Origin of the sequence: Pseudomonas sp. R84 (genome assembly GCF_009834515.1) — a bacterium.
Classification (GTDB): domain Bacteria; phylum Pseudomonadota; class Gammaproteobacteria; order Pseudomonadales; family Pseudomonadaceae; genus Aquipseudomonas.
On record NZ_CP019426.1, the window covers coordinates 2,540,208 to 2,564,691 of the forward strand.

General features: G+C 58.1%; 25 protein-coding genes. 17 read left to right on the forward strand and 8 right to left on the reverse strand.

What is annotated here, in order from left to right:
• Nucleotides 1–29: 29 nt before the first annotated feature.
• Nucleotides 30–938, forward strand: a complete 909-nt coding sequence (glsB, locus tag PspR84_RS11390; RefSeq protein ID WP_034152462.1) for a glutaminase B — start codon at nt 30–32, stop codon at nt 936–938.
• Nucleotides 939–1,118: 180 nt separating this feature from the next.
• The gene (locus PspR84_RS11395) at nt 1,119–2,621 is read left to right on the forward strand and encodes an aldehyde dehydrogenase family protein (RefSeq protein ID WP_160057323.1); all 1,503 of its coding nucleotides are present in this window, start codon (nt 1,119–1,121) and stop codon (nt 2,619–2,621) included.
• Nucleotides 2,622–2,671: 50 nt separating this feature from the next.
• On the opposite strand, the gene PspR84_RS11400 is transcribed toward PspR84_RS11395, so the two are convergent.
• The 3 genes from PspR84_RS11400 to cynS form a co-directional block, all read right to left on the reverse strand.
• The gene (locus PspR84_RS11400; RefSeq protein WP_160057324.1) at nt 2,672–3,331 is read right to left on the reverse strand and encodes a carbonic anhydrase; all 660 of its coding nucleotides are present in this window, start codon (nt 3,329–3,331) and stop codon (nt 2,672–2,674) included.
• 12 nt (nt 3,332–3,343) lie between these two features.
• Nucleotides 3,344–3,580 (reverse strand): DUF2790 domain-containing protein, encoded by a 237-nt coding sequence (locus PspR84_RS11405; protein ID WP_160057325.1) that lies wholly within the window; start codon nt 3,578–3,580, stop codon nt 3,344–3,346.
• An 81-nt stretch (nt 3,581–3,661) separates the two neighbouring features.
• A complete protein-coding gene (cynS, locus tag PspR84_RS11410) occupies nt 3,662–4,129 on the reverse strand; it encodes a cyanase (RefSeq protein ID WP_016982959.1) in 468 nt (155 codons plus the stop codon).
• Nucleotides 4,130–4,250: 121 nt separating this feature from the next.
• On the opposite strand from cynS, the gene cynR reads away from it, so the two are divergent.
• Nucleotides 4,251–5,138, forward strand: coding sequence for a transcriptional regulator CynR (gene cynR, locus PspR84_RS11415; RefSeq protein WP_160057326.1), 888 nt, complete (start codon nt 4,251–4,253; stop codon nt 5,136–5,138).
• 334 nt (nt 5,139–5,472) lie between these two features.
• On the opposite strand, the gene PspR84_RS11420 is transcribed toward cynR, so the two are convergent.
• The 3 genes from PspR84_RS11420 to PspR84_RS11430 form a co-directional block, all read right to left on the reverse strand.
• Complete coding sequence (locus PspR84_RS11420) at nt 5,473–5,802, reverse strand: hypothetical protein (protein ID WP_160057327.1); 330 nt, start codon at nt 5,800–5,802, stop codon at nt 5,473–5,475.
• Between the two features lie 510 nt (nt 5,803–6,312).
• Entirely contained in the window at nt 6,313–6,816 is a 504-nt protein-coding gene (locus tag PspR84_RS11425) for a GNAT family N-acetyltransferase (RefSeq protein ID WP_160057328.1), read from the reverse strand.
• A gap of 48 nt (nt 6,817–6,864) precedes the next feature.
• On the reverse strand, nt 6,865–8,811 hold the full coding sequence (locus PspR84_RS11430) for a DNA topoisomerase III (RefSeq protein ID WP_160057329.1): 1,947 nt from the start codon (nt 8,809–8,811) through the stop codon (nt 6,865–6,867).
• Between the two features lie 278 nt (nt 8,812–9,089).
• Between PspR84_RS11430 and PspR84_RS11435 the strand changes: the two genes are divergently transcribed.
• Together PspR84_RS11435 and PspR84_RS11440 are read left to right on the forward strand one after the other, a co-directional pair.
• A complete protein-coding gene (locus PspR84_RS11435; protein ID WP_160057330.1) occupies nt 9,090–10,496 on the forward strand; it encodes a serralysin family metalloprotease in 1,407 nt (468 codons plus the stop codon).
• Between the two features lie 290 nt (nt 10,497–10,786).
• Entirely contained in the window at nt 10,787–11,155 is a 369-nt protein-coding gene (locus tag PspR84_RS11440) for a DUF427 domain-containing protein (RefSeq protein WP_116255400.1), read from the forward strand.
• A gap of 55 nt (nt 11,156–11,210) precedes the next feature.
• On the opposite strand, the gene PspR84_RS11445 is transcribed toward PspR84_RS11440, so the two are convergent.
• Both PspR84_RS11445 and PspR84_RS11450 read right to left on the reverse strand, forming a co-directional pair.
• Nucleotides 11,211–12,833 (reverse strand): MFS transporter, encoded by a 1,623-nt coding sequence (locus tag PspR84_RS11445; RefSeq protein WP_095047447.1) that lies wholly within the window; start codon nt 12,831–12,833, stop codon nt 11,211–11,213.
• A gap of 139 nt (nt 12,834–12,972) precedes the next feature.
• Nucleotides 12,973–14,625 (reverse strand): GMC family oxidoreductase N-terminal domain-containing protein, encoded by a 1,653-nt coding sequence (locus tag PspR84_RS11450; protein ID WP_160057331.1) that lies wholly within the window; start codon nt 14,623–14,625, stop codon nt 12,973–12,975.
• Nucleotides 14,626–14,758: 133 nt separating this feature from the next.
• On the opposite strand from PspR84_RS11450, the gene PspR84_RS11455 reads away from it, so the two are divergent.
• The 12 genes from PspR84_RS11455 to PspR84_RS11510 all read left to right on the forward strand — a co-directional run bounded on the left by PspR84_RS11455 (nt 14,759) and on the right by PspR84_RS11510 (nt 24,473).
• Nucleotides 14,759–15,643 carry a LysR family transcriptional regulator gene (locus tag PspR84_RS11455; RefSeq protein ID WP_160057332.1) on the forward strand — a complete coding sequence of 295 codons (885 nt, stop codon included), beginning with the start codon at nt 14,759–14,761 and terminating at the stop codon, nt 15,641–15,643.
• A 209-nt stretch (nt 15,644–15,852) separates the two neighbouring features.
• A complete protein-coding gene (locus tag PspR84_RS11460; protein ID WP_026000441.1) occupies nt 15,853–16,200 on the forward strand; it encodes a metalloregulator ArsR/SmtB family transcription factor in 348 nt (115 codons plus the stop codon).
• Nucleotides 16,201–16,215: 15 nt separating this feature from the next.
• On the forward strand, nt 16,216–16,686 hold the full coding sequence (locus PspR84_RS11465) for an arsenate reductase ArsC (RefSeq protein ID WP_150794676.1): 471 nt from the start codon (nt 16,216–16,218) through the stop codon (nt 16,684–16,686).
• Nucleotides 16,687–16,698: 12 nt separating this feature from the next.
• Entirely contained in the window at nt 16,699–17,388 is a 690-nt protein-coding gene (gene arsH / locus PspR84_RS11470) for an arsenical resistance protein ArsH (protein ID WP_160057333.1), read from the forward strand.
• Nucleotides 17,389–17,551: 163 nt separating this feature from the next.
• Complete coding sequence (locus PspR84_RS11475; protein ID WP_238785259.1) at nt 17,552–18,574, forward strand: tetratricopeptide repeat protein; 1,023 nt, start codon at nt 17,552–17,554, stop codon at nt 18,572–18,574.
• A 125-nt stretch (nt 18,575–18,699) separates the two neighbouring features.
• Complete coding sequence (locus PspR84_RS11480) at nt 18,700–18,912, forward strand: DUF4287 domain-containing protein (RefSeq protein WP_160057334.1); 213 nt, start codon at nt 18,700–18,702, stop codon at nt 18,910–18,912.
• A 13-nt stretch (nt 18,913–18,925) separates the two neighbouring features.
• Nucleotides 18,926–19,405 carry a GNAT family protein gene (locus PspR84_RS11485; protein WP_160057335.1) on the forward strand — a complete coding sequence of 160 codons (480 nt, stop codon included), beginning with the start codon at nt 18,926–18,928 and terminating at the stop codon, nt 19,403–19,405.
• A 576-nt stretch (nt 19,406–19,981) separates the two neighbouring features.
• Nucleotides 19,982–20,344 (forward strand): DUF6124 family protein, encoded by a 363-nt coding sequence (locus PspR84_RS11490; RefSeq protein WP_016982978.1) that lies wholly within the window; start codon nt 19,982–19,984, stop codon nt 20,342–20,344.
• Nucleotides 20,345–20,480: 136 nt separating this feature from the next.
• Nucleotides 20,481–22,022 (forward strand): DUF2235 domain-containing protein, encoded by a 1,542-nt coding sequence (locus PspR84_RS11495; protein ID WP_160057336.1) that lies wholly within the window; start codon nt 20,481–20,483, stop codon nt 22,020–22,022.
• Entirely contained in the window at nt 22,022–22,681 is a 660-nt protein-coding gene (locus PspR84_RS11500; protein WP_095111524.1) for a DUF2931 family protein, read from the forward strand. Before PspR84_RS11495 ends, PspR84_RS11500 begins: the two co-directional genes overlap by 1 nt.
• Nucleotides 22,682–22,712: 31 nt before the next feature.
• Nucleotides 22,713–23,369, forward strand: coding sequence for a DUF2931 family protein (locus PspR84_RS11505; protein ID WP_160057337.1), 657 nt, complete (start codon nt 22,713–22,715; stop codon nt 23,367–23,369).
• A gap of 270 nt (nt 23,370–23,639) precedes the next feature.
• Nucleotides 23,640–24,473 (forward strand): DUF4393 domain-containing protein, encoded by an 834-nt coding sequence (locus tag PspR84_RS11510; RefSeq protein WP_160057338.1) that lies wholly within the window; start codon nt 23,640–23,642, stop codon nt 24,471–24,473.
• The last annotated feature ends 11 nt before the right edge of the window (nt 24,474–24,484 follow it).

The window sequence follows — 24,484 nt, forward strand, 5'->3', positions numbered from 1 at the left end:
TCCCATGGGGCGAGACTTCGGAACCCGGCATGCAAGCGCTGTTGAACGAGATTCTTGACGCTGTCCGCCCGCTGATCGGGCAAGGCAAGGTGGCTGACTACATTCCCGCCCTCGGCACTGTGCCGGCCAATCAACTGGGCATCGCCGTGTACGGCAACGACGGCGAGATGTATTGCGCCGGGGACGCCGAGACACCGTTCTCGGTGCAGAGTATTTCCAAGGTGTTCAGCCTGGTGCAGGCGATCGATCATTCCGGCGAAGCGATCTGGGAGCGCCTTGGTCACGAGCCGTCCGGGCAGCCGTTCAACTCGCTGGTGCAGCTGGAATTCGAGCGCGGTCGGCCACGCAACCCATTCATCAATGCCGGTGCGCTGGTGATCTGCGATATCAACCAGTCACGCTTTGCCGCACCGACCCTGTCGATGCGCGATTTCGTCCGGCGCCTGTCAGGCAATCCGCAGATCATGATCGACGGCAAAGTCGCCGATTCTGAATATCAACACCGTGCGCGCAATGCGGCGATGGCGTATCTGATGCAGTCGTTCGGCAATTTTCACAACGATGTCGAAGCGGTGCTGCGCAGCTATTTCAGCCACTGCGCGTTGCGCATGAACTGCATTGATCTGGCGCGGGCGTTCTGCTTTCTGGCCAACGACGGTTTTTGCAAACACAGCGGCGAACAGATCCTCACGCGTCGGCAAACCCAGCAGGTCAACTCGATCATGGCCACCAGCGGGCTGTATGACGAAGCGGGTAACTTCGCTTACCGCGTTGGCTTGCCGGGCAAGAGCGGCGTTGGTGGCGGGATTGTCGCGGTGGTGCCAGGGCAGTTCACGGTGTGCGTGTGGTCGCCGGAATTGAATGCGGCGGGGAACTCGCTGGCGGGGATGGCGGCGCTGGAGATGCTCAGTTCGCGGATTGGCTGGTCAGTATTTTGATCTGAAACCCAATCCCTGTAGGAGTGAGCCTGCTCGCGATAGCTTAGTGTCAGTCAACATGTGTATATCTGATCCACCGTTATCGCGAGCAGGCTCACTCCTACAAGGGGTTTTGTGTTGCCTGGGGAGAGGGTGTTCCTATACATTTTCCGGCCGCTCCCTGCATGGTGAATCCGCTTCATGTCTCTTGCGCTCGAACGTCTAGTCGCTGGCACGCCGATCCCTTTCGCTGGTAACCGCGTCACCGTGGTCAGCCCCGAACTGGCCGCGCGCTTTCAGCCCGGTGATCACCTGCTGGTGGAGCAGGTCAGTGGCGAGCTGCTGTTGATCCCCGTGGCGGATCAGCAAGCGGCGTCGGTAGCGATCGAGCGCGCAGCCGCCGCATTCACTGCGCTGTCGGCTGTATCCGATGAAGCGATCAGCACGTTTTTTGACCTGTTCGCGCAACGTCTGGAAAACCCGGCGTGCTGGGCGCACATCGAAACCGCCAACCTTGCCGACATCGAACGCGCCAAGGCGCGCGGCCGCTCCACCACCCGGCTGCTCGCCGACGAGCGCATGCGCGGCGACATGATTGCCGGCCTGCGTGCCTGGCGAGATGCCGCCGCCACGCGCGGTAAAGTCATCAGCAGTGTCGAGCACGACGGCTGGAAGGTCGAACAAGTGGTCTCGCCGCTGGGCATTGTCGCGTTTGTCTTTGAAGGTCGGCCGAACGTGTTCGCCGATGCGGCCGGTGTCTTGCGCACCGGCAACACCGCTGTGCTGCGTATCGGCAGCGATGCCTTGGGCACCGCGCAAGCCATTGTCACTCACGCCTTGAACCCGGCGCTGGCCGATGCCGGTTTGCCGGCCGGCGCGGTGTCGTTGGTGGAAAGTGTCAATCACGCCGCCGGTTGGGCGATGTTCGCTGACCGCCGTTTGTCGCTGGCGGTGGCGCGCGGCTCGGGTCGTGCGGTCAGTCAGTTGGGCAGCATTGCCCAGCAGGCTGGCACCGCGGTCAGCCTGCATGGCACGGGTGGCGCGTGGTTGATCGCCGATCGTGCTGCCGATGCCACACGTTTTGCCGCCGTGGTGCGCAACTCGCTGGACCGCAAAGTGTGCAACACCCTCAACGTCTGCCTGATCCAGCGTGATCGCGCGGCGGAACTGGTGCCGCTGTTTCTTGATGCGCTGCAACAGGCCGGTACTGCGCGTGGCCAGGGCTGCAAATTGCACATCGTTGAAGGCAGTGAAGGATGCTTGCCGAGTGAGTGGCAGAACGCGACGGTCGAGGTCTATCGCGCCGAGGGTTTTCAGACCGAAGCGTTGGCTGAACCTTTGGCGGAGTCGGCGCTGGGCCGCGAGTGGGAATGGGAAGAAACCCCGGAAGTCAGCCTGATGATCGTTGACGATCTGGATCAGGCGATTGCGCTGTTCAACCGCTACAGCCCGCAGTTCACTGTGTCTTTGATCAGTGAGGATGCAGCCGTACAAGAGCGTTTCTACAACGCGGTGAATGCGCCGTTCGTGGGCAATGGCATTACCCGTTGGGTCGACGGCCAGTACGCGCTGAACAAGCCGGAGCTGGGGCTTTCGAACTGGGAGAGCGGGCGCTTGTTTGCGCGCAGTGCGATTCTTTCCGGTGACGGCGTGTTCACTGTGCGCAGCCGCATGACCCAGATCGATCTCACAGTAAAACGCTGATCTGGCGGACAATGATCGTTCCCACGCAGAGCGTGGGAACGATCAGTTGCTCAGGCCGCGTGGGTGGTTTGTGCATGAATCGCGCAAGTCGCCGGTTGCTCGGCCAGTGGCACAAACGTGCGGCGGTCCGAGGACAGCGCATCGATCGAGCCGGTCTCGATGTCATACACCCAGCCGTGCAGGTTCAGCAGGCCTTTCTCCTGCGCCAGACGCACGCTCGGGTGGGTCTGAATGTTCGCCAGTTGCGCGATCACGTTTTCGCGCACCATCGAGCTCAACTTCGCCGCGTCATTGGCATGTGGCCGCGCTTCGTTAACCACTTTCGCCGACTCGGCATGCTGCAGCCAGCCGCTGACCGCAGGTAAGTGATCCATGCATTTGCACTTCGCGATCGCGGTCATCGCGCCGCAGTCCGAATGCCCGCAGATCACAATGTCGGTCACCCCGAGCACCGCCACCGCGTACTCCACCGTCGCCGAAACCCCGCCCGGATGCGGGCTGTAGGACGGCACGATATTGCCGGCGTTGCGGATCACGAACAGTTCGCCGGGTTCTTGTTGGGTCAATAATTCTGGCACTACTCGGCTGTCGGAACAGGTGATGAACAAGGTGCCGGGCTGTTGCGTGGTCGCCAGGTGTTTGAACAGTTCGGTGCGTTGCGGAAACGCTTCGTTCTGGAACTTCAGGAAGCCATCAATCAGGTTTTTCATGGTGTTGTCCTCTCAGTTCGAGCAACCGCTGCCGAATTCGCTGTATTGAAGAATGTGTTTGCCACCGTGGCTGTCCAGATACGTCATCTCCACCGGCACTACGCCACACACATCGGTAACCGGGGTAATGCTCAGCACTTGAGCGATGTCCAGTGGCATGCCGTAGCGGTAGGCGACGACCTCGTCAGCGGCAGATGCCTGGGCGCAAACGCCGCCGAGCAGGGCCAGAATCAACAGAATTTTTTGCATGGGGCAGCCTCCAGATGTGTTGGGTGACGGGTAGCCATTCGAGGTGGGTTGGCCCGCACGCTCGGTGCGGGCCTGGGCGGATCAGAACGGACGCAGGGGCAGGAACTTGCCGTCGAGGGTGACCACGGCGCGGGAACCGCCTTCCGGGTCTTCGACTTTCTTGATGTCGAGTTTGAAGTTGATCGCGCTGATGATGCCGTCGCCGAACTGCTCGTGAACCAGCGCTTTGAGGGTGGTGCCGTAGATCTGGATCATCTCGTGGAAGCGGTAGATGGTCGGGTCGGTCGGCACGCCGCTGAGGCTGCCACGCAGGGGGATGATCTGCATCGCCGCGACGTCTTCAGCGCTCAGTTCGAGTTTGTCGCCGACCACTTGGGCGGCGTTTTCCGGCAGCGGGTGCTGGCCGAGCAGGGCAGCGGTGACGTATGCCAGGCTGAGGCCGGTGCCGTCGGCCAGATCCTGCCACGACAGATCTTTGCGTGCCTTGGCGTCGAGAACGCGGGTGGTCAGGGCCAGGCTGGTGTCGTTGTAGGCGTGGGACTGTTGCATGGTGTCACTCCTTTCAGGGGTTGGCTTGCTGTGTGGGATTGATCTTCTGCCGATTCATCCATAGCGTCCAAGACCGATATACAATGCTTCGCATAAGTCCTGCCTATAGATGGTGATTGCCATGCTGCTGCGACATTTGCGTTATCTGCTGGCCGTTGCCGATCACGGCGGCTTCACCCGTGCCGCCGAGGCGTTGCATGTGTCGCAGCCGACCCTGTCGCAGCAGATTCGCCAACTGGAAGAAACCCTGGGGGTGAACCTGTTTGATCGCACTTCGCGCACGGTAAAACCGACGGATGCCGGCGCGGCTTACATCGAATGCGCGCGACGGGTGCTGGTCGAGCTGGAGGCGGGCAAGCGCGCGCTGCATGACGTGAAGGATCTGTCTCGCGGCACGTTGCGTCTGGCGATGACGCCGACGTTCATGGCGTATCTGGTCGGGCCATTGGTGCGCGACTTTGCCGCGCGGTATCCGGGGATTCATTTGCAGATCTTCGAGTTGTCGATGGATGACATTGAGGCGGGGTTGGCGGATGACTCTCTGGATATCGCGATTGCGTTTACGCCGGTGCGCAGCGCCGATATCGAGTGTATTCCGGCGTTTACCGAAACCTTGGGGATCATGGTCGGGCGGGAGCATCCGTTGTATGACAGTCGCTCGGTACTGACGCCGGGGGATATTGCTTCGCTGGACTTTGCCTTGTTGGCGCCCGACTTCATCACGCGGTTATCGGTGGACGAGTATTTCCGCCAGCACGGGATTACGCCACAGGTGCGGATCGAGGTGAATTCGGTGAGTACGTTGCTGGAAGTGGTGCGGCATTCGCCGCTGGCGACGATGTTGCCGGAAGCGATTGCGACGGAGGATCGGGCGTTGCGCCGGTTGCGCGTGGAGAGTGATGCGCCGCAGCGTGGAGCGGCGTTGTTGCGGCGGCGCAATAATTATCACAGTGCGGCGGCGGTGGCGTTTGTGGAATTGGTGTTGGGCATGGGAAGCCCCTCACCCTAACCCTCTCCCAGAGGTAGAGGGGACTGACCGAGGTGTTTGTGCGATCTACGCCGACCTGAGAAACCTGAGTCGAACTCAGGTTCTTAAAGCACCATAAATCGGCTCCCTCTCCTTAGGGAGAGGGGACTGACCGAGGTGTTCGTGCGATTTACGCCGACCTGAAAGTTTTGAGCCGAACTAAAATTTTGAGCGCAGCACAAATCGGCTCCCTCTCCCTGCGGGAGAGGGCTGGGGTGAGGGGCTACAATTCCAGTCACGCCAAATCAATGCAAGCGAACAAAAAAAGGCCTGCTTCCTTTAAGGAAGCAGGCCTTTCAATTATTTAATGACTAACTCAGCAGAACCGATCAATCACCCGAACTTCATTATTGTTCTGCATCGAACCCCACGCCTGTTTCAGCGTTTGCAGAACATTCCCGATGAAGTCCTTGTCGGCCGCGGCTTTCTTGCCAACATAACCGTGGCCGCGACGGTACATCTTCAGGCGGGCCAGCAGGTTCTGATGGTTGCGGTCGAACTCGTCTTCGTCAGCATGGGTCGCCAGGCAGTCGATATGTACCTGACCCGACTTGCTGATCCACAGAATATGGCTGTCGTGGCTGTCTTTCTGCGCAGCGAACATACGAGCCAGTTCTTCGATAGTAGGTTGATTGTTCAGATTCATGATATTGCCCCTTGACCAGTCTGGTGATCTTTCAAAGTTGATTCGCTAATACAGGTAGCCCATCGGTTAGTTGATCCCTGGCACCGAAACCAGGACGTCAGCGCTCGCCCGTGTGCAGTACGGGGTCGTGCATCTGTTGCATGTAGTCGTGTTGAATAACTGCTACGCAATAGCGTCACAACGAGGAGAAGCAGCGAAAACCGGGAGGCTCCTTGACGACATTTACCGTGTCGACCACAAGCGTCTTGAGAATTTTCGCCAGCGCTTCTCGTCCTTGTACTGGACGTTCAGGCCAGGTCAGCTTCTTCAATCTGCCTTGTGGGCAGCGTGTATCCGGAAAAAACAACTCGGCGGTCAGACGAGTTTGCTCAAGCGTGTTACCGATGTTCCCGATCGGGGAACGTCTTCATCATGCAAAAGCAAAACGATGCCGTCAACGGTTTTGTAGTGATTATTTTTACTCACTACATATTGTCGGACAAAGCAGTTTTGGAATGAGAAAGAGTCCGTTCAGGCAACGGAAAAAGGCGTGCGCAGCGCATAGAAGGTGCATGGATAACCGCCTACTTCGCGCTGCTGCAGGGTGAAGTGGGCGTCGCTCAATAACGGAATCAGCCTGGCCCAGAAGCGCTGGGCCGGCAGGTTGGCGTCGATATGGAAAAACTGCCATTGACCGGGGATCTGGCTCAAGAGGGCAGAGACGACAAACTGCGCGACGCCTTGGCCACGAAAGCGTCGCGCGATGAAAAAGTATCCGATGTTGTGCTCAGCCCCGGCGATATGCGTTTCGTTATCGACGGTCACGAAACCGGCGAGTTCGCCGTCGACGCGAATCAGAAATGGTTGGGTGGCCGGGTGGCGCCAGTAGTCGATTTTCGGCTGGATGGAGAAGAAACCATGCGGAGCGAGCTTTAGCGGCAGCCATTCGCTGAAGTCGTACATGTAGAACTGCATGAGGTTTTCGATGATTTCCAGCTCATCGCGCCGGGCTGGGTGCAGTTCGATATTGGCCATACGCCGGGTTCCTGAAAGTGATGAGCCTTGCAGAAAGACTAGCGGGTTTTATTTGGCAGCTGGTTTCGGCGTGCGTTTGGTGGTGCCTGTGGTTTTGCTGCGGGTCGATGATTTGCGTTTCTTCTTCCACGGGGCCGCCGCTTTACCGGCCGGCGGCGGGCCGCTGATGGTCAGGCTGAGGCTGGAGCAGCGCGTCACCTGTTTGCTCATCCACGCCGCTTGTTTGGTGACGAACTCTTCAAGACTCATTTCGCCACTTTGCACCATGTCCAGCGCCTGTTCCCAGATCGCCGTAGTGCCGGGGTCGGCAATCGCGCGTGGCACCGCATCAATCAGGCTGAACGCCGCCGGTGTGGCGGCGAGGGCCTTGCCGTTTTTCACCAGATAACCACGGTCAATCAAGCCCTGAATGATCGAGGCGCGGGTGGCTTCCGTGCCAATGCCGGTGGTGTCCTTGAGTTTCTGTTTGAGCAGTGGATCCTCGACCAGTTTGGCGACGTTCTTCATCGCCTTGATCAGATCGCCCTCGGTGTAGGGTTTCGGTGGTTGCGTCCACAGATCCTTGAACTTCACTGCGGCGATGGCGCATTCGACGCCTTGGCTCAGCGCCGGCAAGGTTTGCGGCGCGGGAGCTTCGCGGCCCTTGGCCGGCGCCAGTGCCTCGGGCAGCGCGCGTTTCCAGCCTGGTTCGATGATCTGCTTGCCGACCGCGCGCAACGCTTCACCGGCGCAATCGAAGTCGGCCTGGGTGCGATCGTATTCGTGATTGGGCAGGAACTGCGCCAGATAGCGTGCGCGGATCAGGGTGTAGACCGCACGGTGTTTGCCTGTCAGGCGCTCTAGATTCTTCGCTGCAGCGGTGGGAATGATGCCGTGGTGCGCGCTGACCTTGGCGTCGTTCCACGCTCGGGAGCGGCGCTGGGGGTCGAGATGGCCTTGCAGTGCCTCAAGACTCGAGTCGGCCTGACGCAACGCCGCGAGAATTCCCGGCGCCTCACTGTGCTGGCTTAGCGGCAAGTAGCCGCAATCACTGCGCGGGTAGGTGATGACTTTGTAGGTTTCGTAGAGTGCCTGAGCAATGTCGAGGGTTTCCTGCGCGCCGAGGCCGAGCTTCTTCGAACAGACCTCCTGCAAGGTGCCGAGATCGAAGGGCAGGGGCGCCACTTCGCGCATGCGCTCGGTTTTCAGCTTGACCACCCGGGCATTGGCAGCGCCGTTGATGGCGGCGGCCGCTTGCTGGGCCAGCGTTTGATTCAGGCAGCGCTCCTGATCATCGCAGGCATCCGGTGGTGCACGCCATTGCGCAGTAAACGGAATGCCGTTGCGCAGCAGATCGACATCGATCGCCCAGAACGGCACCGGCACGAAATCGGCGATGCTGCGGTCGCGATCCACCACCAGCCGCAAGGTCGGTGTCTGCACCCGGCCTACCGGCAACACGCCCTGATAACCCGATTGCCGACCGAGCAGCGTGAACAGTCGGCTCATGTTCATGCCGATCAGCCAGTCCGCCCGCGAGCGGCCCAGCGCCGAGTGATACAGGCTGAAGGTCTCGGCCCCCGGTTTCAATGCGGCCAGAGCCTTGCGGATCGAGGCTTCGTCCAGCGCCGACAGCCACAAGCGGCGGATCGGCCCGCGATAACGACAATGCTCGACCAGTTCCCGGGCAATCATCTCGCCCTCACGGTCGGCGTCGGTGGCGATGATCAGCTCGCTGGCCTCGCCGAGCAGGCGCTTGACCGCTTTGTACTGGCTGGCCGTGCGCGGTTTGACGGTCATTTTCCACTTGTCCGGAATGATCGGCAGATCGGCCAGTACCCAGCGCTTGTAGCGGGCGTCATAGGCATCCGGCGGCGCGGTTTCGAGCAAGTGGCCGATGCACCAGGTCACCGTGACGTCCGTTCCCAGCCAGCAGCCGTCGCCCCGACGCTTGGCGCCGAGCACGGCCGCAATGTCTTTGGCCTGGGAGGGTTTTTCACAGAGGTACAGCCGCATAACCACCATCGTCGATCAAGGTCCGAACAGGTGCACAGAATGGCCGGACTTGGCGTCAGGGGCAACTTTTATCTGTATGGATATACAGATAAAAAACATTGCAGCAGGTGACGGGCAATACAGGGACGCAGGCCCGGCTATCGAGAAATTGATTAGCGCCCGGTTTGCGCCTGTGTCAGGTTTTTCGCCGATTCAAAACACGCGAGTGACAGGACGATCTCGCCAGAAGATCGCCGTGGTCTGTCGACACTGACTACTCAGAAACAAGGAAGTCCATCATGGCTCAAGCCAAATCCAACACCAGCAGCGCCTTCGACGAAATCGATACCTTCAGCCATCTGTATGACCGTGGCGTCGGGCTGGTCAATGGCAAACCCTCATTCACTGCCGATCAGGCTGCGGATGAAATCCTGCGCAAAGGCCTGTCGTGGGGCGACAAGAACGCTGACGGCAAAGTAGACCTCAGTTACACCTTCCTGACCGAGAAACCGACGAACTACAACGTCAAACTGGGCAACTTCAGCGAGTTCAGCGCCCAGCAAAAGGCCCAGGCCGTGCTGGCCATGCAATCCTGGGCTGATGTCGCCAACGTCACCTTCACTGAAGGCAAGGGCGGCGATGGCCACATGACCTTCGGTAACTACGATGTCAGCACCGGTGGTGCGGCATTCGCTTACTTACCGAGCGGTGGCAGCTATGACGGCCAGTCGTGGTACCTGATCAACGATCAATACCAGGTCAACAAAACCCCGGACATCAACAACTACGGGCGCCAGACCCTGACCCACGAGATCGGTCACACCCTTGGCCTGTCGCATCCGGGCGCGTACAACGCCGGTAATGGCAACCCGACCTATAACGACGCAAAGTACGCCGAAGACACCCGTGGCTACAGCCTGATGAGCTACTGGAGCGAAGCCAACACCGAGCAAAACTTCAGCAAGGACGGCAGCGGCGCGTACGCCTCGGCGCCGTTGCTCGACGATATCGTCGCGGTGCAGAAACTGTATGGCGCCAACTACGCGACCCGTGCCGATGACACCACGTACGGCTTCAACTCCAATGCCGAGCGCGATTTCTACAGCGCCACTTCGGCGTCCTCCAAAGTGGTGTTCTCGGTGTGGGATGGCGGCGGCAACGACACGCTGGACTTCTCCGGCTTCAACCAGAACCAGAAGATCAACCTCAATGAAGGTTCGTTCTCCGACATCGGTGGCCTCGTCGGTAATGTGTCCATCGCTTACGGTGTGACCGTGGAAAATGCCATCGGCGGTTCAGGCAATGACCTGCTGATCGGCAACACCGTTGCCAACGAACTGGTCGGCGGTGCCGGCAATGACATCCTTTACGGTGGTGGCGGTGGCGACACCTTGTGGGGCGGAGCAGGTGCAGACACTTTTGTGTTCGGTGCTGCCAGCGATTCGACCATGACTGCGCCGGACTGGATCATGGATTTCACCAGCGGCCTGGACAAGATCGACCTGTCGGGGATCGCCGGTTTCGCCACGGGCGCGGCGTCGCTGAACTTTGTCAGCGGCTTCACCGGGCATGCGGGCGACGCGATCCTGACCTACTTCGCGCAGACCAATCAGACCAGCCTGATGGTTGACCTGACGGGGCAGGGTTCGGTGGACTTTGCTGTGGGTGTGGTGGGGCAAGCGGTGGCGACTGATATCGTTGCGTGATGCCTGAAGAACGGCCCTCACCCTAACCCTCTCCCAGTGGGAGAGGGGACCGATTGGGGGATATTGGCGAAATTCACCGACTTGAACGATTGGCTTTGAATCCATAATCGACTCGATTTTTCAGGTCGATGGATTTCGCCAGACAACTCGGTCAGTTCCCTCTCCCTCCGGGAGAGGGCTAGGGTGAGGGGCTTTTGATGTTGAAGGGCCGTTCGGCTGCAAACCCACCCCAACCAGAACCAATGAGCTATACCTGAACCGGTCTCTTCGCCGTATCCAGGAGAACCCCCATGAAAAGCTCCGGCCCTAGTCCCGTCATTGCCCTCGAACAACTTCCCGGCTGCCTGATAGTGAAATTCCACGGCATCCAGGTCGCCGCCTCGTCCCACGTACTGATCCTCAACGAAGCCAACTACCCGCCGGTCTATTACATCCCCCGCGAAGACATCGACGAAAAGTACTTCGCCCGCACCGACCACACCAGTTATTGCCCGTACAAGGGCGACGCCAACTACTTCAGCCTGCAAGTGCCGGGGCATGAAGGGGCGAACGCGGTGTGGACTTATGAGAAGCCGAAAATCTCGGTCGGGCCGATCAAGGACTACGTGGCGTTTTATCCGGATCAGGTGAAATTCGAAGTGATCAAGGCTGATGCCTGAGCAAAAAAATCGGCGAGAGTAAAAACCCTCGCCGATTGAATTATCTGGTTGAGTTTCAGTTCTTGTCGAGATCGATATTCTTCGTCTCACGCAAACAGATCATCCCCACCACCAGGCTCACCCCGGTAATCAACACCGGATACCACAGCCCATAAAAGATGTCCCCGGTGTACACCACCAACGCGAACGACACCGTCGGCAGGAATCCGCCAAACCAGCCGTTGCCGATGTGATATGGCAGCGACATCGAGGTGTAGCGAATGCGCGTCGGGAACAGTTCGACCATCAGCGCCGCCAACGGGCCGTAGCACATCGCCGAGATGATGATCAACGCCACGATCAGGGCGACGATCATCGGTTTGTTGATCTGCTGCAGATCGGCCTGTTGCGGGTAGCCGGCCAGCGTGATCGCACCGCGCAGTGCAGCCTCATCGAAGCCGTCGAGTTTGACGTCGCCGACGCTCACTTGCACGGCGCTGCCAGCAGGCGCAGCGGCGCTGGAGTAGGGCAGGCCTTGCTTGACCAGGAAGGTCTTGACCTTGTCGCACGGGCTGTCGAATTTGGCTTTGCCGACCGGGTCGAACTGGAAGGTGCAGGTCGCCGGATCCGCCAGCACGGTGATCGGCGCCTGACGGCTGGCCTGATCGATCGCCGGGTTGGCGTAGTGCGCGAGGGATTTGAAGATCGGGAAGTACAACGCGGTGGCCAGCAGCAAGCCCAGCATCAGCACCGGTTTACGCCCGACCTTGTCCGACAGCCAGCCGAAAAAGATGAAGAACGGCGCGCCGATGACCACGCTGATGATCAGCAAGGTGTTGGCCACCGCCGGGTCCATTTTCAGGAACTGGGTGAGGAAGAACAGCACGTAGAACTGCGCCGCGTAAAAGGTCACCGCTTGCCCGGCGTTGATGCTGAACAGGGCGATCAGCACAACTTTGAGGTTTTCCCATTTGCCGAAGGATTCGCGTATCGGCGCTTTCGAGGTTTTACCTTCCTCTTTCATTTTCAGGTACGCCGGCGACTCGTGCAGGCTCAGGCGAATCCAAGTGGAAATGCCCAGCAGTACGATCGACAGCAGGAAGGGAATACGCCAGCCCCACACCTCAAACTGATCGCCGGTGAAGTAGCGGCAACCGAGCACCACCAGCAGCGACAGCAACAGGCCGAGAGTCGCGGTGGATTGAATCCAACTGGTGTGGAATCCGCGTTTGCCGATTGGCGCATGCTCGGCCACATAGGTCGCCGCGCCGCCGTATTCACCGCCAAGCGCCAGGCCCTGCAGCATGCGCAGCACCACCAGAATGATCGGCGCGGCGATGCCAATGCTGGCGTAGGTCGGCAGCAGACCGACGCAGAACGTCGCCACGCCCATCAGAATGATCGTCGCGAGAAAGGTGTATTTACGCCCGATCATGTCGCCCAACCGACCAAACACCAGCGCCCCGAACGGCCGCACGATAAAGCCTGCGGCGAAAGCCATCAGCGCAAAGATGAACGCCGTGGTGTCGTTGACTCCGGCGAAAAACTGCTTGCTGATCACCGCCGCGAGGGCGCCGTAGAGGAAGAAGTCATACCACTCGAACACCGTTCCCAGTGATGAGGCGAAGATGACTTTGCGTGTATCCGGGCTGGTCTCCGCGCTGCGCACGGCGTCCAGCGGCTGAACGTGTTCTGACATATCGGTATCCCTCACAGTGATTGTTTTTGTTGTTCCACTGGTGTTGCGTGTCCGGGTGATGCCTTGAATTAAACGCGGTCCCTTGTAGGAGTGAGCCTGCTCGCGATAGCGGTGTATCAGCCAACGCAGATGTTGAATGTTATTCAGTCATCGCGAGCAGGCTCGCTCCTACAGGGGTTGTGTTCACAGCATTAGGGTTGAGGATGAGTTGTGCCGCTTTCTCGGCAATCATCAGCGTAGGCGAACAGGTGTTGCCCGAGGTGATGCGCGGCATGATCGACGCGTCGGCAATGCGCAAACCGGGCACGCCGTGGACGCGCAGCTGTGCGTCGACCACCGCATCGCCGTCATTGCCCATGCGGCAGGTACCGACTGGATGGAAAATCGTCGTGCCGATCGTCGCCGCTGCTTGCTGCAATTGTTCTTCACTTTGCAGGTTGGCGCCGGGCAGGTACTCCACCGGTTTGAACGCTTGCAGGGCAGGGGCGCTGACGATGCGGCGGGTCAGGCGAATCGCATCTGCCGCGACGCGCAAATCCTCTGGATGACTGAGGTAGTTGGGCTGAATCAACGGCGCTTCCTGCGGATCCGCCGAACGAATGTCGATGCGCCCACGACTCTGCGGACGCAGGTCGCACACAGAAGCGGTGAACGCCGGGAAACTGTGCAACGGCTCGCCAAAACGCTCCAGCGACAGTGGCTGCACGTGGTACTCAAGGTTCGCCGAAGTCTGCTCCGGCCCCGAGCGCGCAAACGCGCCCAACTGACTCGGCGCCATCGACAGCGGCCCGCTACGGTCATACAGATAACGCAGGCCCATGCCCATTTTGCCCCATACGCTGCCGGCGATCTGGTTTAGGGTGCGGGCGTTTTCCAGTTTGTAGATCAGGCGCAATTGCAGGTGATCCTGCAGGTTGCCGCCGACGCCCGGCAGCTCATGAATCACGCCGATACCCAAGCGTTCGAGCAGTGGCCGAGGACCAATCCCGGAGCGTTGCAAAATACTTGGTGAACCGACCGCGCCGGCGCACAAGACAATCTCTTTGCGCGCCTTGAACTGCTTGGCCTGACCTTCGTGACGCGCGCTGACTTTCGAGGCGCGACCGTCCTCCAGCAGAACACGATCCACCTCAACCCCGGTCAGCACCGTCAGATTCGTCCGGTCGCGCACCGGTTTCAAAAACGCCTTCGCCGCGTTCCAGCGCACGCCGGATTTCTGATTGACCTGAAAGTAGCCGCAACCCTCGTTGTCGCCCTGATTGAAGTCATCGATGCTGGCGATGCCGCTCTGCTCAGCCGCACTGCGAAAGGCATCCAGAATCGGCCACGACAGGCGCTGCTGTTCAACCCGCCACTCACCCTTGGCGCCGTGAAATTCAGCCGCACCGGCAAAGTGGTTTTCGCTCTGTTTGAACAGCGGCAACACGTCATTCCAGGCCCAGCCCGGATTGCCCTCGGCCGCCCAGCCGTCGTAGTCGTTGGCCTGGCCGCGCATGTAGATCATGCCGTTGATGGACGAACAACCGCCCAGCACTTTACCGCGCGGATAGCTCAACGCGCGGCCGTTGAGGCCGGGTTGTTCTTCGGTCTTGAAGCACCAGTCGGTGCGCGGGTTACCGATGCAGAACAGGTAACCGACAGGAATGTGAATCCACGCATAGTTGTCGCGCCCGCCGGCTTCGAGCAGCAGCACGCGCTGCTGCGCATCTGCCGACAGCCGATTGGCCAGCAAGCACCCGGCAGGGCCGGCGCCGACCACGATGTAGTCGTATTCATCGAGGGAAGTCTGCATTCCCTGACCTCGCTTTTTGTTTTTATTGTCGGACACTCTAGTTGTTAGCTTTCGTTAAAAGAATGTTAGTTTTTGCGCAGCCGCTGTGCGTTTTCAAACAGCCTGCATAGACCATAGCCGACAAGGACACGCCATGTTCGACTGGAACGACCTGCGGTTTTTTCTCGAACTGCAACGCAGCGGCCGCCTGCTCACCGCTGCCCGCCGCCTCAACACCACCCACGCCACCGTCGCCCGCCATATCGAAGCCATCGAAAAAAGCCTCGGCACCGCGCTGTTCGTCCAGCACGCCCAAGGTTACGAAATGACCCCGGCGGGGGAGGCGCTGCTTAAACACGCTGAAGCGATGGAAAACGTTGCGTTGCTGGCGCAGGAGGAAATCACCCAATCCACTGCGCCGTTGGGCAAGATTCGTGTGGGGGTGACGGAAGGGCTGGGCATCAAGTTTCTCGCCAGTCGCATGATCGGCTTGTTCGAACGTTATCCGGGATTGGAAGTGGAACTGGTCGCCGTGCCGCGCTTTGTCAGCATCCTCAACCGCGAGGCGGAAATCAGCATCCATCTGGAGCGCCCGGCGGCGGACATGCTGGTGACGCGCAAACTCACCGACTATCGACTCGCGTTGTACGCCAGCCAACGCTATCTCGATAAGGCGCCGCCACTGCAAAGCCGCGAAGACCTCGGGCGGCATGCGTGGATCGGTTATGTCGATGATTTGCTGTTCAGCCAGGAACTGATGTTTCTCAACAGCTTTTGTCGCAGCCCTCGGGTTGTGTTCCATAGCACCAGCGTTATTGCTCAGCAGGAAGCAGCGCGGTCGGGATTGGGCATTGCGGTGTTGCCTTGCTACATGGCCGAGTCGGATCCCGATCTGGTGCCGTTGCTGCCGGATGAAAGCATCGAGCGCAGCTACTGGATCAGCACGCGGCGCGAGTTGCACAAATCGGTGCGGCTGCGGGTGGTCTGGGATTATGTGGTGGGGTTATGTGAAGCGGAGCAGGGGCTTTTACGCGGTTAACCAGTTAGATCCAAATCCCCCTGTGGGAGCGAGCCTGCTCGCGAAAGCGATGTATCTGATACGCAAATCTCGCCTGACCCACCGCCTTCGCGAGCAGGCTCGCTCCCACAGGGGGTATGCGCATATCACTCGAGATGTGTGTCATCTCCGGGTTGATTTATATATGGATATCCGTATATTCGAATTTCCGTATGTGTTGAGCCCGTTCCATGATCACCCCCACCGAAGTCTTCAAGAGCCTCGCCGATGAAACCCGCGTCCGCGCCATGCTGCTCATCGCCGATCAAGGTGAACTCTGCGTCTGCGAGCTGATGTGTGCGCTCGACGACAGCCAACCGAAAATCAGCCGCCATCTCGCGCAACTGCGCAGCAATGGTTTGCTGCTTGATCGCCGTCAGGGGCAATGGGTCTATTACCGCCTCAACCCTGATCTTCCTGCGTGGGTACGCGAAATCCTGCAAGTGACGTCCAAAGCCAACGCCGATTGGCTCAAGGACAATGCCGCGCGCCTGCAGAACATGGACGGTCGTCCCGTCCGTGAAACCGCCTGCTGCTGAGGAAGCAAGAAAACCATGCGAATTCTGTTTATGTGCACGGCCAACAGCTGCCGCAGCATCCTGTCCGAAGCCATGTTCAATCATCTGGCGCGCCCCGGATTCGAGGCCGTGAGTTCCGGAAGTTTCCCCAAGGGCCAAGTGTTGCCGCGCAGCCTGTCGACGCTGCAACAGGCCGGCATTGCCATCGATGGTCTGTATAGCAAGGGCAATGACGCGTTCGAAGACAATCCACCAGACATTGTCATCACCGTCTGTGACAAGGCCGCCGGTGAGAGCTGCCCGGTGTACTTCGGCCCCGCGCTCAAAGCCCATTGGGGGCTGGCAGATCCCTCGGATGTGCTCGGTGACGATGCCGCCGTGGACGCGGCATTTGCTGCCACGCTGGCGATCATCGAGCGGCGCTGCGCGACCTTCCTCGGCCTGCCATTTAAAGCACTCAGCCGCGCTGAACTCCAGCGTGAGCTGGATCGTATCGGCTCTCTCTGAGCTGGAGGACACATGTCAGAACACCTGCCCCATCTTGATCATTCGCTGTTCGAAGGCTCTGCTTTGGATAAACACAAACCGCGCATCCTGCTGCTCTACGGCTCGACCCGCGAACGCTCCTTCAGCCGTTTACTGGTGGAGGAGGCCGCACGCCTGCTCGAACACTTCGGCGCCGAAACGCGCATCTTCAACCCTTCCGGTCTACCGCTGCCTGACGACGTTCCGGTCGACCATCCCAAGGTGCAGGAGCTGCGTGATCTGGTGCTGTGGTCGGAAGGGCAGGTCTGGTGCTCACCTGAACGTCATGGCGCGATGTCCGCCGTGTTCAAGGCGCAGATCGACTGGATCCCGCTGGAACTCGGCGCGGTACGCCCGACCCAGGGCAAAACCCTGGCCGTGATGCAGGTCTGCGGCGGTTCGCAGTCGTTCAACGTGGTCAACCAATTGCGCGTGTTGGGCCGCTGGATGCGCATGTTCACCATCCCCAACCAATCCTCGGTGCCCAAGGCCTACATGGAGTTCGACGACACCGGGCGGATGAACGCGTCGCCGTTTTATGATCGTGTGGTCGATGTGATGGAAGAACTGGTGAAGTTCACCGTGCTGCTGCGCGATCAACAGGCGCATCTGGTCGATCGTTACTCCGAGCGTAAGGAAAGTTCTGAGCAATTGATGGCGCGGGTCAACCAGCGTTCGACCTGAGGCCGTCCCTCGGCGAGGGACGGCAGACACCACTCTGCGGCGGCTCGCGGGTGCTACGTTGCGAAGCGGGTTAGACATCGACAAGGTGGCGCGCAGGCCGCCCTCAGCGCTGTCGGCCAGGGTGATTCGACCGCCCAACTGCGTGGCGATGGTGTTGATGATCTTGGCTGACACACCGCCTTCGCGAGCAAGCTCGCTCCCACAGGTTTTTGTGGTGTTTTCAAGTAACCGACACTTCAGGTTTTGCGCCTGCCTGCCGATGAAATCTGCACGATTTCAACGGATGCCATTCATGAACAAGGTAGTTGCTGTACTGGCGCTTACTGCCCTCGTTGCAGGCTGCAAATCCCACCATCACCCCAATTTTGCGGACGATGAATTCCCCAGCTTTCGTTGTGCGGCGTACTTCAAGCAAGCGTCGATCAGTGAGCAGCAGTTCGACGAAATCCGCTATCTCAGCACCCAGAACGCCAACTGCAAGGTGATCCTCGGTGAGATGTACGAGCAGGGACATGGCGTGCCGAAAAACATCGAGAAGGCCAAAGACATCTATGAGTCGGTGGCCCGACGTGCGCCGAATGTCTACAGCCGACTGGGCGATATGGCGGCAGCCGGTGTCGGCGGGCCGGTCGATCTGGTGGCTGCCCGGGACTTTTATGAGCGCTCTATCGCGGAGCCCGGCAATACCGCAATGGAACTCAAAGTCGCCGAGTTTCTGGAGAACGGCAAAGGCGGCCCGCAAGACCTTCAGGGGGCGCTGAAGCTGTATTTCAAAGCCGACTCATGGGACAACCTCCAACGCCTGGGCACCAAAGGCGTGGTGATGACGATCGAACAACAACAGCAGTACAACAAGGTTTATCTCAATAGGATGCAGTACGGCGTCAGGGCGAAGATTGAAGGTATCGAGAAAGCGTTGGCGCAAGAAAAGCTGTCGACCCCCGAGCGCAAGTCGGTGCAGCTGGAACTGACTTACACGCCCGGCTCGTTGGTGCCAGTGATTGCCTTGCGGCAAAGTTGCGGTAACAGTGCCATCGACCAAAAAGTCATGCAGGGTTTTAGCGATTACCGATACCCCGGCGAACCGATCCTTTCGCCGCAGCAGAAAAACCACACGACTGTCGCCAGCGTCAGGACCGATGGGCTGACCGATAGAGAACGACTCAGAGCGCTATCGAAAAAATAAGCGGTGCCGTGTGGCCCGAACTGATCGGCGGGCTACTTGCCGGAATAGTCTCTCGCGTCCACTCTATGACCTGCCGACAAGGAGCGTCCGCCGACCCTCCGTCGTGACCACAGGGAGCTTGCAGCATGAGCGAAGACAACAAGGTAAAAGGTCCGGCGTCATACTTTCCCTCCATCGAGAAAAAATACGGCCGGCCCATCGATCACTGGCTGAACCTGCTCGCCGGCATCACCGACAAGAAACACATGGAACTGGTGGCGTGGCTCAAGGAAGAACACGGCATGGGCCACGGCCATGCCAACGCCTTGGTTGCGCATCATCTGGCGGGTAAAAAGTGAGGGCAGGGCAGCGATGAATTTCACCCACCGGCCTGTGACGGCCGACGACGTCAACATTCTCTGCAGCTTTCCGCAGGGCGAACAAGAACTGTTCTTCATGTTCCCGAAAGCCAACTTCCCGCTGACGGAAGAACAGATGCACAGCGCGATCAGCCAACGCTTCGACTCCACGGCTTTTCTGGCCAACGGCGAGTTCGTTGGCTTCGCCAATTTCTACCGCGCTGAGCACGATGGCATCTGCTGCATCGGCAACGTCATCGTCGCGCCCTACGCCCGAGGCCAGGGTGTTGCGCGGTACATCGTCGAAACCATGACCGCGCTGGGTTTCGAAAAATACCAGGCCAAGGAAGTGCAACTGTCCTGCTTCAACGAAAACACCGCAGGCCTGCTGCTCTACCCAAAACTCGGCTTCGTGCCGTACTCCATCGAAGAGCGCCCGGCACCGAATGGTGGACGTTCAGCGCTGATCAACATGACGCGCCGCCGACCCTAATCATCCCCCAATCCTTGTGGGAGCCGGGCTTGCCCGCGATGACGCCAGCCCAGCGACCGCGAACCCAGAGCCCGACACAAAACCTGTGGGAGCGAGCCTGCTCGCGAAGACGCCAGCCCAGCCACCACAAGTCTCGCGCCACCCACAAACCCCCTGTGGGAGCGAGCTTGCTCGCGAAGACGCCCACCCAGCCACCCCATCAACCACTAACCGAAATAAACAGTAAAAACCACCACTGTTTAAACGAAGCCTCAAGTAACCACCGAAACCCTACAACGCCTTGCGCCGTTACCTACGACTAAGCCAGAATCCGCCGGCTTGTGCGTCTAGGTCGCGGGTTCTATCGTCTGTCGGTCGCTGAAAACAGCGATCGGGTTTGGTAGCCCTGAGTTTTCGTAGATTGCATAAGCATCATGATTCGCAGTGTCTGTTCGACACGGCTTTATGGTGGTCATGCACAGGGCGTCTTCGGGCGCGCCGGTTTTCTACGTCCCGGTCTACCAACCTGCGCATGGCCGCCACCCTCGTTTGGTAGCGAGAGTGATGGCTCCTTTTTTTGACGTAGGAGCTTCATCAATGATCAAACCAACACCCAACCCACCAGAAACCGACCCCACATCCCCTTACGAATCCCCCGACTCCAAGCGATTCCACGAAGCCGCCGAACGCGCCCTCGACCACTACCTCAAACCCGCCAGCCAAATCATGGCCAGCACCCAACAGCCCGAACGCATGTACCTCGCCAACCCGAAGTACAACAGCGAATCCCTGCTCGCCAACGCCAGCGAAACCCTCGGCTCCGCCAGCGAAATGCTCCTCAACTTCGCCGCCATGCTCGACACCCCGCACCGCAAAACCGCACTGGGCATCGCCCAGGTGGTGATGCTCGGCGAAATCGCCGTAAACCAAGCGCTGGATAACGTCGAAATCGCCAGCTAACCCCCACCCCGACGAGGGGAAACCCTCGTCGAACCCCGCTGTCACAGCCTGGCTGGCACACGGCCACGGCTTGCGCCCCCCAGCCACGGCTGTCACCCTTCGGGCCGTTCTCAAGGATCAGAACCAGGAATCACGGATGAGTGGCTACGTACCCAACCCCCCGAAAAATTACCGTTACGAAGAAGCCAAACCCGTCGATATTCACGCCCAGCGTTGGGCGGAATATGAGAAACACGGGAAAGAACCTGCGCGCGAACCTGAGAAAATCGGGATTGCGTTGAGGATTGGGGTTTTCTTTGATGGCACTGGGAATAATGCGAATAACACGGCGGCGGGATTGCTGTGTGGGGCGCAGCATCCGATTGCGCCCGAGGATATCCCTGCCAGTTGTCAGCCCTATATGAGGGATCCGGACAGCAGCTACGCCAACGACACCACCAATGTTCAGAAACTGAGCGAACTGTACTTCGCACCTCAAAAGGCCGAAGGGGATAGTTCGCAAAAGCAAGCGTTCCGGATGATTTACATCGAGGGAATAGGAACTCAGTCAGGCAAGAAGGACAGTACGTTAGGTGGTGGTACTGGCCGAGGCGAAACAGGCGTGGCGGGCCGAGTTCAGTTGTCGTTTGCAGAGATCAAAACGCGTATCAAGGACGTGTTGGACAACAATCCCAATAGTGAAATTACGTCCCTGACCTTTGATGCATTCGGCTTCAGCCGTGGTGCTGCTGCGGCAAGACACTTTGCCAACGAAGTCGTACGTGGAAAGCAGGGGCCACTCGGGGAGGTTTTGCGCAGCAACGCCAATGCCCTCAGCCGGACCTTCATCGAAGAGTACAAAAGCAGCATCAACATTGGTTTTATTGGCCTTTTTGATACGGTGCCATCCATTGCGGGCTGGTCGAATCTGGGGGATATCAAAAGTCCCATCGCAACAGGAATCAAACTTTACCTCGACCGTCGCTTCTTCACAGATGTCGTGCAGCTATCCGCACGTGACGAATATCGGGCCAACTTCGCTCTGAGCCGCGTTAAAGCGGATCACTTGGAAATAACTCTGCCCGGGGTTCATTCCGACATCGGCGGTGGCTACCGCGATAAGGTCGAAGAGTGTGTGCTCGTCAGTCCGATGCAAACGCTTGAGGTGTCGCAATTTACCGATGTCTCCACTACGTCGATCTACCGTGATGCCGTAACGGTGAAGGCGCAGTGGCTTGCCAAAGGATGGCCAGAAGAGATGTTGGAGATCGTCACGCCTGATGCCCTTCCTCTGCCAATTGATCGGCAGGATCGGCTCAGCCCACGCATGAAGCGCGTATATGCCGCAGTGCAACTCAAACGTCCTGTGAGTGGCTTGCTCTCCAGGGTATATCTACGAGTGATGCACCGATTGGCAAAAGAGAAGGGCGTTCGGTTCCAAGACATTCCCGATACGCCTGAGTTGGCAGTGCCCGCAGAGCTTCAAGCGCTGTGTGATCGATTTCTGGCGGGTAGTTACGACACCTCAATGCAAGAAGACCAACTGCTGAAGCTGAAGTACATTCACATGTCTGCAAATTGGAACCATCCTCTCGGGCGCAGAGATGGCACTGGCGTCCGCGCCGTTTACATCAATGCCCCGACGCCGGACTCGATACGCGTACAACACCCTCATGTAGCTGACTGGAAACTTTGGTGATGAAAGTACTTTTTACCCTGCTATGCGCGCTGTTCATTACTGGGTGCCAGTCAGCGGATCCACTTTCAGCAAAAAATGACCCGAAATCCGAGTGGTGGGAGTTGGCGTTTACCGAGCCGGACTACATGAAGGTCTGGGTAGAGAACAGTTCTGTTCAAGACATTAACGGCAGGATTTTCTACAAAACCGGCGGCGGCACCGCTGCGGGGGGAGAACCTGAAGATGGCACGGAGTCTGCCCGAGGTTGGACAGGTGGGGTAGGCGGCAGCGGAAGGAGAGTGGTGGGAGCAGATTTACCTGTTCGCATCTGGGTCCGTTGGCAATCTATTGTCGAACAGAAAACGTGGCAGGCATGGGTAGAAATCCCAGAGGAAGCCAGGCAGTTGATGGTGGCGTCCGTCAATCAACGTTGCCCGCAGACGCCTGATCAGGAAGCGAGATTTATGGCGTCGGTTTATCTAGGGTTGGCCCCCGGTGGTGTTGTGCAGGTTTGGGTAAGAGACTCTTGCCACCACCCGGTTAAAGTCGCTCGAGCGCAGGCTGAAATTGAGCCACTGGGGCCGAGCCAAGGTAAGAACGAAGGGCGTTACGCTTATCCGGTGAGTGAAAAGGCCAAGCGGTACATCGATAAATATGGCATTCCATACGGAAGTTGGTAGTCGTGACACTTAACTGAATGGATCTTTTGTAATGAACGCAAGGATTGCGCTGCTGGGCGCTTTATTGATATCTGGCTGCCAAATCGGAGGTCCAGAAACCGGCGAAAATGACCCTAAATATCCATGGTGGGAGTTAGTGTTCGTTGAGCCGAATTACATGAGGGTCTGGGTAGAGGACAGCTCCGTCCAAGACATCAATAACAGAATTTTCTTTCGCGCTGGCAAGAGCACTGCTGCTAGCGGTGAGCCCGATATCAGCACAGAGTCTGCTCGTGGTTGGGGGACAGTATCGGGGACTGGGATGCCTGTAACGGGCGCTGATCTTCCAAAACAAATCTTTGTCCGCTGGCAATCCATAACAGAGCAAAAAACCTACCAAGGTTTCATCGAAATTCCGGAAGAGGGCAGGCAACTGATGGTGAAGTCAACACACCAGCGTTGCCCGGAAACACCGGAGAAAACTGCTCGCTTTATGGCGTCACTTTACGTGGGGCTCGCTCCAGGCGGCGTACTTCAAGCATGGGTTAGAGACTCATGTCGAAATCCGGTTGCGGTTGCCCGAGGTCAAGGTGGGATAGAAGTTTTGGGGCCGGAACAAGGGAAGCACGGTGGTCGTTATGCCTATCCGGTAAGTGAGAAGGCTAAGCGATATGTGGAAGAGTACGGCATTCCGTATGGAAGTTGGTAAGAGGCAGGCAGAAGGTATTTCTCCTACCTGTCTTCCAGCAAAGTGGTTTTGAGTAACCATCTTTGACAGCTGCCGTGTCAATGCTGGGTTCAACGGAGGTCCGCTTTCGGTCATAAAAGGAGGTTCACAAGTGACCGTTTTTGCCCAAAAGTGGACGCGCATCCAGGGCAGCTCAGTCGCATGTCTTCTAGCGCAAAGAGTAATAAATGTAGCGATGTTTATTCTTGACCCGCATGGCACAATCGAAACTCATAAGATCAGGAGGCACACATGTCTGAGTCTGGAAATGTCAAAAGCACGATAGATGCAGTCACTGGTCTAGTCAAAGAAATTCCCGTCTATCAAGATTTACTACAGCCCTCGGTTCGAGAGGTTGGGAAAGGATTACACACTGTAGCTAAGACAGTGAATATCGCATTATCACCTCTTGGCGCTCTAGTTTGGGGTTATGATCAAATTAGTAAATTCGTGACGATAAAGGTGGCAGAAAAGCTCAGCCATACGCCGGTTGAAAACATAATACCGCCTAAGCTTAACGTAGCAGGACCGGCATTGGACGCGCTTCGATACATTGGTCATGACGAGGCGCTTAGTGATTTATATGCCAGTCTTCTGGCCACAGCAATGGATAAAGAAACAGCAGAATCTTCTCATCCCGCATTCGTTGAGATAATTCGTCAAATGACGGCTGATGAAGCAAAAATAATGAAATTATTTTTAGATAGGAATGCTTGTCCGACCATAACTATTCGGGCAGAGGTAAAAGAAGGTAATGCTGGATTTGATCATACAATACTAATTAACTTCCTTGGTGATGATGCGCAGTGTGAGTTGCCTGATATGAGTCCTTATTACTTAGATAATTTAAGGCGCTTGGGTCTTTTAGAGGTTTTGCCTGTATATGGCCTGCACGACTCTGACGGATATAGCAGATTGGAAGATGGCGAGGAAACCCAAAAAATAATTTTGAGTATTTCAGAAGAGTCTGAGTATAAGCCTAGAGTAATTCGAGGCGGCGTTAAAATCTCTCCGTTGGGAAGCTTGTTTTTAGATGCCTGCATTAAACTAAAAAAACCGCTCTCCGAATCCTCGCCAACTGTGTAGACAGTTCGACT